Raw genomic sequence first — 11132 nt, forward strand, 5'->3', positions numbered from 1 at the left:
TTTATTGGTATAATTATTTTAATAGAGCTTAACTTTTATTTGAAAGTTAAGCTCTATTGATTTTGATAAGTTTAAAACCAATTATTCTTCAAGCATTTCCAGGTCTACAGGTTTTGGACCTTTTACAGACAAGAAACAGGCGGGTTCATCTCCAATATTTTTAAATGTATGAGGAATATTCATTTTTCCTTGTATTAAATCACCTGGTTTTGTAATAAAACTCTCATCTCCAACCTTAAATTCAAGTTTTCCTTTTATAACATAGAACAATTCATCAGTAGTAGGATGTTTGTGAAATTTAACTTCCTGAGCGACTGGAAGGTTATATATAAATGGTGCTAATGAATTATAATCTTCAAAAAAAGGAACGACATTTACTTCTTTTGTATCAGATGTTTTCTGCACATAATTTATATGGATAGGATCAGAATTTTCAACAACCTCAACAAATTTTTCCTTAGGGGCTTTACAATTTGGACACTGCTCAGGTGGAGTATCACCTTTATGTATATATCCACATACTGTGCATCTCCAAGTTTTCATTATTCATTCTCCTTCAAAAACTAACTAGCGTTCTGACTCCTAGTATAAACGCATTTTTATTATTTCCACCAGGATTAAATATATATTGCATATCGGGTTGAATTGCAAACCAGGGAGTAAACTGAATCTGATAGAAAGATTCTAGTACTATCTCATCTTTTTTTTGAGTTCTCCCACTTAAGTTAGCGATTGCTGTACCAAAACCCAGTACATCTTGATCTCTTTTATTAATAAGCCCAAAATACGTAAAACCAGCACTGTAAAATCTGGCTATTTCATTTCTATCAGACGGACTCCAGCCATATTGTCCCTGTATATATAAACCCTGATCATCTTCATTATTCTCTCTATAAATAGCCTGTTCAATTCCCGCATATAAGCCATAATTTGATGAAAAAGTCCTTGCATCAGGAGCTTCTGTTATTTCATCAACGTAACCCGAATCAAACCAAAAGCCTGTAATATAATTCCCGGGAAGTTTTTTAATTGTAGGCCTAATTCCCGATTCAACTATTGTAAAAACTCCTTCCTGTCCATCAAAAGCTGTTCTAAACCCGAGAGTACTTGGTTCACTTGAGCCATCATAAATACCAGTTTTTAAGTTAAATTGTTCAATTGGCTCTATAAAAGCAGCTGCTCCGAGTGCCTGAGCAGGGTATGATGGCATGGGAATATTAGGCATTAATGTAAATGATGAGTTTATAAAATCTCCGCTTGATTCAAGAGTATCAAAATCACAATTAGCATCTTGTTTACCTAGCTTTATACCAACTTTATCTTTAAATAAACTTTGCTTATACCAGAGCTCACCTAATCTATTAGACACAGGAGCATCAATATTGCTTATTCCTTGTATATCACCCACAAAATCAGTCGCCAAATTAAAGGCATGCAAATTTTGACCTAATGCATACAGTGTACCACCCTGTATTAAACCTAATTTTTCTGTATCAATGGTAAGAGAATAATCTACAAGACCGATAGACTTGATATTTTGACTAATATTTTTTCCTCTCAACTTAAAAAAGCTATCCGTAGTATAGTTAACTTCTGGAGCAATACCGTGCTTTACAAGCTCTTTGCGAGCTTCTAAATAGCCAAAAAAATGCTTATTTTCCAGATAAGGTAATTCAACACAACTGATTTCCTTAATTTGATCCTGTTGAAATTCTTGCGCATGAAATGAAGTTTCTATCTGATTTTTATCAAATACTATTTCTTCCAAGAGCAGTTCTTCCGCTAAACAAGCAGAATTTCTCAACATTCCTGCTGTAAAAATCAGGATTGTCAAATATTTAAGAGGTTTTTTAGTCATTGATCTCTTTTAAATAATTTAGAAAAAAATGATTTATAAGATAAGAATAATAACTTATTAATAAGGTTATTTCTCTTAACTAACTTTGTTAGCCTACCTGATAGTTTGTAATATTAAAAAAATGCGCAACATTAAATTAATTGTTTAAACTTTATAACTATGCCCATGTTCTGATGCAGTATGACGTTGATGAGATATAATAAGTTTTTTAATCTCCTCAACTTTTGTATCTAAATCTTTTATTGAATTTTCTATATCATTCATTTTGTTTTCAAGTTCTTGTAATTTATCTGAATTATTCATTATTTTTCTCTCCAATTCATAAGTAAAGATAAAAAACAAATTAACTGGTATTCAAAAAATTAGCATTATACACTTAACTACATATGATTATTAAAAAACATAAGAAAATAATAATTAGAAAGAATAATTGGGATGAAATTAACCGTACTTGTAGATAATAATACTTCAACAGGTAAATGCTATTTTGGAGAGCCTGGATTATCTTTCTATATTGAAATAGACAACAAAAAAATCTTATTTGATACAGGATATTCAGACATTTTTATTCAAAATGCTTTCAAAATGAATATTAATCTAAGAAATCTGGATTATCTAGTTTTTTCTCATGGGCATTATGATCACACCTGGGGATTAGTTCCTCTTATCAGACTTTATAAAGAAGCAATCAAAGAAAATATCCCCAATAAAAAACCTTTAGTTGTCACACATCCGTTTACTTTTTTATCCAAATCCAGAAATGAAATGGGAGAAATCGGTTCTTTAATCTCAGAAGAAAAATTATCCAGAAATTTTGAATTAAAACTCAGCAAAAAGCCTCTCTGGATAACTGAGAAATTAGTTTATCTGGGAGAAATCCCTAGAAATAATAATTTCGAAAATCAAGCTTCAGTTGGTCAAGTTTATCTTAATGAAAACTGGATAGATGATTATATAATCGAAGATTCAGCTTTAGTTTACAAGTCTAAACAGGGTTTAGTGATTGTAACAGGATGCTCACACTCAGGAATATGTAATATAGTCGAATATGCAAAGCAAGTATGTGAGGATGAAAGAATATTCGATATCATAGGAGGTCTTCATCTGGTAAATCCTTCAGATGAGCAACTATCAAAAACAGTTGAATATATAAAGGCCTTGAATCTCCATCAATTACATGCCTGTCATTGCACCGATCTTCATTCTAAAATTGCATTATCTCAAGTTACCCGTTTAGGAGAAGTCAGTGTTGGATTAAAACTTGAATTTTAATAATATATAATATTTTGGTAGTGTTATAAAACAAAGTGATATAGAACATATTCAGAAATCAAAGTTTCCTAGTGTCATTGCGAGGAACGAAATGCAATGAAGTGACGCTGCAATCCAAAAAAAGATAGTATAATATTATTTGGATTGGTGACACAGTCACCTTTTATAACTCATAAATCACTGTAATTAAGACTAAGATTGTAGAGTTTAATGGTGCAGCTTTGCTGCCTCGCAATGACAGTGCGACGATTAGCTGGATTATGGCTCTGAAAAAATTTATCACTTTAATTTTTACCATTACCAATTTTTTAAATTTAAATAGCCAAGTATTTACCAAGAAATTATACATATTTCTTATTTTCTTATATGACTTATTAATATAAGCTTACTATGCAAGTTTTAGATATTTAACTCTGAATTTGAGGACTGACAATGACAGTTCAGAGATATAGGGCTTTAAAAAACTTTAAATCAATAATGGGGCTTACTTTTGTATTATTATGCATAATAAGCTCTTTATTTGCATACTCACAAGTAATTGCACAGGATATAAATAAACCAGTTAAGGCTCCAGTAATATTTAAAGGGCAAACATTGTTTCACATCAAAGCAAGGATTGGGTCACTTACCCCAGAAACTAGAGCTAGTGACATATCGCATAGATTAGAAAAGCTATATAAAGATCCTTTTAATAGGCTTAATTCAATAACTATTCAAAATGCTGAAAAATCAACCGATATACTTGCTGGTAACGTGATTATAATGAGCATTACAGATATTGACGCAGAAGCTACAGGTATTTCTCGGCCTGATTTAACCAGAGCATATATAAAAAGGTTGCAGATTGCTGTAGATCAACCAGAAAATAGCAGCTTCTGGAAAAATATGCTGTTTGATATTTTTTTTACTGTACTTGCCACAATATTCCTTGTTTTTGCTTTTAAGTTATTTAAATATATTTTTGTAAAATCTATAGATAAATTGTATTCCTGGAAAGGAACACTTATACACCCTATAAAGATTCAGAATTTTGAGTTTTTTACCGTAAATCGAGTTTTAGATGTCACAATCTGGCTTATTAAAGCAATAGGAATAACGATTGAAATAGCTTTAATTTATATATATTTTACTCTGGTCTTTAGTCTGTTTCCATTGACAGCTGGTTTATCGCAGAATCTGCAAAATTATTTTTTCTCATCCTTAAATTTTACTTTAAATGCTTTTATAAACTTCATTCCGAATTTATTCTTTATAACTATAGTATCAATATTTATCTACTATATGATTAAGCTTATTAAAATTATTTTCAAGGAAATAGAAGTAGAGAGAATAAGTATTCCTGGTTTTTATAGTGAATGGGCAGAACCTACAGCAAAAATTGTTAGATTTCTGATAATTGCATTCGGTCTAGTAATTATACTCCCTTATATTCCGGGTTGGGAATCTGAGGCATTTAGAGGATTATCAATTTTCTTCGGTGTTATTGTCTCATTCGGCTCTTCAGCAGCGGTCGCTAACATTATTGCGGGTATAATTCTAACCTATACAAGGGCATTTAGGGTGGGTGATAGGCTAAGAATAGCTGATACAACAGGAGATGTTGTGGAACGCACACTTCTTGTGACTAGAATAAGAACAATTAAATCAGAAGTAATATCAATTCCAAATGCAGTTGTTCTTGGAAGTCATATTGTTAATTATAGTACCGATGCTCCTGCGGAAGGGCTTATTTTACATACTACTGTTTCAATAAGTTATGAGGCGTCTTCTAAAAAAGTAGAAGAGCTTCTAATTGCATCAGCAAAAATAACAAGAAATATAAAAGAGGATCCGACTCCCTTTGTATTAATAACAAAGCTTAATGACTTTTATATAAGTTATGAAATAAATGCATATACGGATAAACCAACAATAATGCAAAATACATACTCTGACTTGCATAGAAACATACACGATAAATTTAATGAAGCAGGAATAGAAATTATGTCACCGCACTATACTGCTGTTAGAGATGGAAATAAAGTAACTATTCCTCATAAATATCTGCCAGAGGATTATCAGCCCTCAGCGTTTAGAGTATCATCTGCTGAAATTTTCAATAATTCCAGTCAAGAATCTCAATCAGAAGAATAAGAGCCTATCCGATAAACAAATTATTGCAGTCATTGCGAACCTTGCAATGTGAATATATTCTAAAAACGATGTTGTGAAGCAATCTCTAAGCATCATTTTTTGAATTCTCGGATAGACTCTAAGTAACACAATATCATAGTTGAAAGGTTAACATATGGAAAATGCTTTAGTAGCCATATTTTCACACCCACTTTTTGTAAAAATTTTGACTGCTATTGTTGGAATTATAATTCTTAATTTCATTATTAAACTTATTAGAAAACAAATATCGAGCAGAATTAGCGATCCTGAAGCACGTTATCGTACAAGAAAAATAATAACTTTTATTGGGTATTTTGTTATTTTTCTTTTTTTATTAGTTGTTTTTTATGAACGATTAAGAGGTCTAACAATCGCATTTGGTGTGATAGGTGCAGGAATAGCCTTTGCTTTACAGGAAGTTATCACCAGTATAGCTGGATGGATTGGAATTTCAACAGAACACTTTTATCGAATTGGTGATAGGATTCAGCTTGGGGGGATTAAAGGTGACGTAATCGATATAAGTATATTGCGTACTACAATAATGGAGCTTGGTGAATGGGTTGATGCTGACTTATATACAGGCAGAATAGTCAGAATAGCAAACAGTTTTGTGTTTAAAGAACCTGTTTATAACTATTCAGGAGATTTTCCATTTTTATGGGACCAGATTGCAATTCCGGTAAAATATGGCAGTGATTATCGTTTAGCAAGACAAATATTGCAAAATATTGTTAATGATATTGTAAAAGATTATATAGAGGAAGCTGAGGCAGCCTGGAAGGTTGTACGCAGAAAATATCTTGTAGAACCTGCCAGAGTTGAACCTATGATATCTATGACCGCAAATGATAACTGGGCTGAGTTTTCTATTCGATATATTGTTGATTATAAAAGACGAGTAACAACAAAAGATCAACTTTTTACAAGAATATTAGACGAATTTAATATGACTGAAGGGAAGGTAAGCGTTGCCTCAGCCACCTTCCAGCTCGTTCAGGCTCCACCATTAGACATTAAAATTACTGAAAAGAAAATTAGTGACTGATATAATCAGGCACTGGATTCTGGCATATACCTTCGCAAAGTCTGGCTATTTATTGCTACAATTACCGTACTTAAAGACATTAATAAAGCTCCAATTGCAGGATTTACTATAATACCATAAGTAACAAGAATTCCTGCAGCTAAAGGTATTGCTATGATATTATAACCAGCAGCCCACCATAAATTCTGAATCATCTTTGCATAAGTTCTTTTTGATAGAAATATCATCTGCGTCACATCAAGAGGATTGCTTTTAACAAGAACTATATCAGCACTTTCTATTGCAACATCTGTACCTGCTCCTATAGCAATTCCAACATCAGAAGCTGCTAAAGCAGGGGCGTCATTTATTCCGTCTCCTACCATAGCTACTTTAAAACCTTTTTTCTTCAATTCTTGAATTTTCTCAGCCTTCTTATCAGGCAAAACCTGAGCAAAATAATCATCGATTCCAAGTTCATTCGCAACTGACCTAGCTACAGCTTCAGCATCACCTGTTATCATATATGTTTTAATGCCCATATCTTTTATTTCTGATATAGCAGCATAAGATTCCTCTCTAATAATATCTGATAGGGCAAAAACTCCAGCAAGCTTATTATCTATGATAGAAAATATAACGGTTTTTCCGTGTTCTTCAAGTTCTCGTATTCTATTATCATCAGGTTTTATATGGAATTTTTCAAGCAGTCCCGGGCTTCCTGCATATACTTCTTTTCCTTCAACTTTTCCAAAAATTCCTTTACCTGATAATGCTTTAAAATCTGAGACAGCTGGTATCTCAATATTTTTATTTTTTACGTATTCTACTATTGCCTTTGCAATAGTGTGCTCAGAATTTGATTCTATACTTGCTGTTAATCTTAGTAACTCACTCTCATCTATATAAGAAACAATATCTGTTACTCCAAATTTACCTTGTGTCAAAGTTCCGGTTTTATCAAAAACAATTGCATTTATATCTCTTGCTACTTCAAAAGCAGATCTATTTCTTACAAGAATTCCCCTTCTTGCAGTAATAGTGGTGGATAAAGCTACAACAAGTGGTATTGCCAACCCTAAAGCATGAGGACAGGCTATAACTAGAACTGTTACAGATCTTCTAAGTGCAAAAAATGAATTATCAAGAAATGTCCAGACAATAAATGTTATTATTGCAATAAAGACTGCTGAATAAACAAGATATGAAGCAGCTCTATTTGCTATATCCTGTGATCTGGATTTACTTTCCTGAGATTTTCTGACTAAATCTATAATTTGTGCCAGATAAGTTTCCTTCCCGGTTTTTTGTATCTTTATCTTTAATGAACCTTCACCATTTATAGATCCTCCTATAACCTCATTATCTGGTTTCTTAGAAACAGGTTTGGACTCACCTGTTAGCATTGACTCATTTAAGTCCGACTTACCTTCTGTTATTATACCGTCCGAAGGTATTTTCTCTCCAGGTTTAACCAGTACCATATCACCTTTTTTTAATTCAGATACCTTAACATCTTCTACGTTTCCATTTTTTATCAGATGTGCTGTTGTTGGCATTATTTTAGCAAGCTCCTCAAGTGCTCTTGAGGCTCCCATTACGCTTTTAGCTTCAATCCAATGCCCCAGTAACATCACATCTATTAAAGTTGCTAATTCCCAGAAAAAGTCACTCCCTAAATTAAAGATTATTGCTGCACTGGAAAAGAAAAATGCAACAGATATTGCCATAGCAATAAGAGTCATCATTCCAGGTTGGCGTTTTTTTAGCTCATTTATACTCCCTTTTAAAAAAGGAAAACCTCCGTAAAAATAAATCACAGACGATAATAAGATCAAAATTAAACCCTGATATGGAATTTTCAAAGTATAACCCAACCATTCCTGTGTCATTTCAGATAAAATCAGTACCGGAATAGTTAGTATAAGAGAAACTAATAATCTCCTCTTAAATTCTCTTATCATATGTTTGTGGCTATCATTTTTTTGATTATGATTCATGTTTTTTATTCAACTATTTATATCTTTATCAAACCAAAGATGATGTTTTTTATTAATTTTGGAGTATCTGATTTTTAAGCCTTTGAGATATTTTGATCTGATAAACATATTTCTCAACTTTAATTATCTTATGCATCGGTCAATCAACTAACTAACTATAAAGGTCATTATCTAATAACCACTAAAAAGTTTAGAGTATAGTAAGTTTGCTAATTTACAGGAATTTCTCATAATCATATAACTATATGGTTATGAGAAAATACAGAAATTTTTCATATTAAAGAATAAAGAGACATAAGGAATAAGTTAATTGGAGTTAAAGATGTTTAAGGATTTTAGAATACTTTTTTTTATAATCTTAATTATAATGGGTACTACTAAAATTACTGAGGCAGAGGAGCAAGTAGCTGAACCACTGACATTGAAACAAACTGTTCAAATTGAGTCAATCAAAGAACCATTAACTCTAAAACAAGCCATTCAATATGCGTTAATAAATAACCAGGAACTTATGGCTCTTAAAAATTCTCTTGAATCACAGAAAAAAGATATAGGATTTGCAAGAAGCGCTTTTTTACCCAGATTGAGTTTTAGAGAGAGCACATTATATACGAATACTCCTCAACTTGTAACCGCAATAATACTTAATCAGGAAAGGTTTGTATTAGGAGACTTAAACCCTGCAACAGTGAATGATCCAGACCCTGTAGTTAATTTTTTAACATCATTTACTGTGGATCAGAAAATATTTTTCAAAAGAGATATTGTGACATATATAATAGCTAAAAAAAGATATTTAGTTGCAGAACAGTTGTATTTAAGAGAACAAGAAGAGCTTGTATATAAAGTTGCTCAATCGTATTTAACTATCAATGCAGCAGAGGAATTATTTAATGCTACGCAGAAGGCTTCAAATGAAGCAAAAGAAAATTTAAAAGTTGTAAATGCAAGATATAAAGATGGTACAGGATCCGGTTCAGATGTAATGAGAGCTTCTACTGCCCTAATGGAAATTGAGCAGAAACTGATAACGGCAAGAAAAAATTTTAACATTGCAAAAAGATCGTTAGGTCTTTTACTCGGTGTTGATAAAGAAGTTAATGTAACTAATGATATTATAGAAGTTCCAATTTATGATTATAGTTATTATAAGAACGCTGTATTATCGAGAAAAGATGTTCAAGCTTTACAGCTAAGATATGAAAATGTAAAAAATGATGTAAGATTGGCACGTGCAGACTATTATCCTAGAATTGATGCGGGCTCAACCTACTTGTTTAATGATCATAGAGCACCGTTTCTTGGAGAAGGTGAAAGCTTTCAGGTTTTTGGAGCTATAAATTGGGATATATTTGATGGAACGAAAACAAGATATGCAGTAGCAAGAGCAAAAGAACTAGTTGAATCTACTGCAAAAGAGCTGGAAGGTCTAAAAAATACAGCCTCATTTCAGGTTTATCAAGCTTATCTTGAAGCAGAAGAAACAAAGAAGAAATTAGAATTAGCTATCTCTGCATTAGAAATGGCTCAAGGTTGTAAAGGATCAGTTTTAAGCGAATATACAAATGGAAATTGTCCATTTATTGACTTATCAGATACGCAGGTTAGCTTAGACAGAACAAGAGCTAATGTTGTAGCAAGTACAAATGAATATAAATTAGCCTTAATTAATCTGAGTTATCAAAGTGGTACTATATTAGAAGACCTATGCTTGAAAATAGTGGGTAATCAGGAATAATACAGCATTAATTCAATGTAATAAAAGTGTTACCCGGAAATTACTGCCATAGGTCTGTCAAAATATTTAATTATTAACGGAGATAAATAAATATACATATCTCCGTCTAACATAAATTCTAATTCTCCTTCAAATTGGAGACTTACTTCTGGTAATTGCACATAATTTAATGCATTATCGTACAATATACGATAATGCATATGATGTTTAAACATAACTCTAAGAATATCAAGAAACTTTAATCTGGAATGTATATATATAATTGAAAACAAGTTCCTATTTTCCCCATCAATATCTTCTACAGTCAAGTCTTTGCTTTTTAAGCTTGCATTATTTATCAACAAATAATTCGTTCTAAACTCTTTTGAATCAATTTTAAATTTTTTGATAAAACCTGACCAGGGTCTTAAATACTCAACATAAACTCTTAAAAAACCAAACTGAAAAGCTGCTCCTCCTAAGTAATGTTTTGCTATTCTTGGAGTATACTGAAGAATTTTGCTGGCAATTCCATACATTATCCCTGTAGCAAATTTATATTTCCCGTTAATAATTCCAATATGTTGGTAATACAACTTTTTAGGATTAGCAATCATACAGGCAGATTTAGAAATAGATAATGGTATGGACAACGATTTAGCAAACTCATTTGCTGTACCTGACGGAATAATGCCAAAAACATACTTTTTAAATGCTTCATCAGGTATAGTATTAATCACCTTATGAATAGTCCCATCTCCTCCGGCAATTATAAGAGTTTGGGAATAATCTTTGTCAGGAATATAACGACTTAGGAAATCTAAATCGACAATTTTAAGATTATAACCAAATTTCAAGCAAAATATTCGATATAATTTACTTATACCGTGATGTTTTCTTTGATCGAACTCAGGATTTGGAAATAAAAATAGAGTATTATTTGTCATAAATCCTGTTCTAAAGCTTATATAACCTAAATTGCTAGATCAATAAAAAGCTTGATATAACTGAATTAAAATTCTCAAAAATTATATAGATTTGATAAAGAGCGAAGCGGGAGCTAAATAAGCTCATTCTCAGCTTTTGCCCTTTATCCACCCTAAG

Annotated in this window: 8 protein-coding genes; 4 read left to right on the forward strand and 4 right to left on the reverse strand. The window is 31.9% G+C overall.

Annotated features, from left to right (window positions below; genetic code table 11):
• Positions 1 to 81 precede the first annotated feature (81 nt).
• Together A2255_04825 and A2255_04830 are read right to left on the reverse strand one after the other, a co-directional pair.
• On the reverse strand, positions 82 to 543 hold the full coding sequence (locus A2255_04825) for a hypothetical protein (protein ID OGI19397.1): 462 nt from the start codon (positions 541 to 543) through the stop codon (positions 82 to 84).
• Positions 544 to 556: 13 nt separating this feature from the next.
• Entirely contained in the window at positions 557 to 1858 is a 1302-nt protein-coding gene (locus A2255_04830) for a hypothetical protein (GenBank protein ID OGI19398.1), read from the reverse strand.
• A gap of 435 nt (positions 1859 to 2293) precedes the next feature.
• Here A2255_04830 and A2255_04835 point away from each other — a divergent pair, with 435 nt between their 5' ends.
• The 3 genes from A2255_04835 (at position 2294) to A2255_04845 (ending at position 6332) form a co-directional block, all read left to right on the forward strand.
• Positions 2294 to 3130, forward strand: a complete 837-nt coding sequence (locus tag A2255_04835) for an MBL fold metallo-hydrolase (protein ID OGI19399.1) — start codon at positions 2294 to 2296, stop codon at positions 3128 to 3130.
• Between the two features lie 477 nt (positions 3131 to 3607).
• Positions 3608 to 5263 carry a hypothetical protein gene (locus A2255_04840; protein OGI19403.1) on the forward strand — a complete coding sequence of 552 codons (1656 nt, stop codon included), beginning with the start codon at positions 3608 to 3610 and terminating at the stop codon, positions 5261 to 5263.
• Positions 5264 to 5417: 154 nt separating this feature from the next.
• Positions 5418 to 6332, forward strand: a complete 915-nt coding sequence (locus tag A2255_04845; protein ID OGI19400.1) for a transporter — start codon at positions 5418 to 5420, stop codon at positions 6330 to 6332.
• Between the two features lie 5 nt (positions 6333 to 6337).
• On the opposite strand, the gene A2255_04850 is transcribed toward A2255_04845, so the two are convergent.
• Positions 6338 to 8275 (reverse strand): ATPase, encoded by a 1938-nt coding sequence (locus A2255_04850; GenBank protein ID OGI19404.1) that lies wholly within the window; start codon positions 8273 to 8275, stop codon positions 6338 to 6340.
• Positions 8276 to 8633: 358 nt separating this feature from the next.
• Between A2255_04850 and A2255_04855 the strand changes: the two genes are divergently transcribed.
• The gene (locus A2255_04855) at positions 8634 to 10049 is read left to right on the forward strand and encodes a hypothetical protein (protein ID OGI19401.1); all 1416 of its coding nucleotides are present in this window, start codon (positions 8634 to 8636) and stop codon (positions 10047 to 10049) included.
• 29 nt (positions 10050 to 10078) lie between these two features.
• Here the strand turns inward: A2255_04855 and A2255_04860 are convergent, their stop codons facing one another.
• Positions 10079 to 10975 (reverse strand): hypothetical protein, encoded by an 897-nt coding sequence (locus tag A2255_04860; GenBank protein ID OGI19402.1) that lies wholly within the window; start codon positions 10973 to 10975, stop codon positions 10079 to 10081.
• Positions 10976 to 11132: the final 157 nt, after the last annotated feature.

It is taken from the genome of Candidatus Melainabacteria bacterium RIFOXYA2_FULL_32_9 (assembly GCA_001784615.1).
Lineage (GTDB): Bacteria > Cyanobacteriota > Vampirovibrionia > Gastranaerophilales > UBA9579 > UBA9579.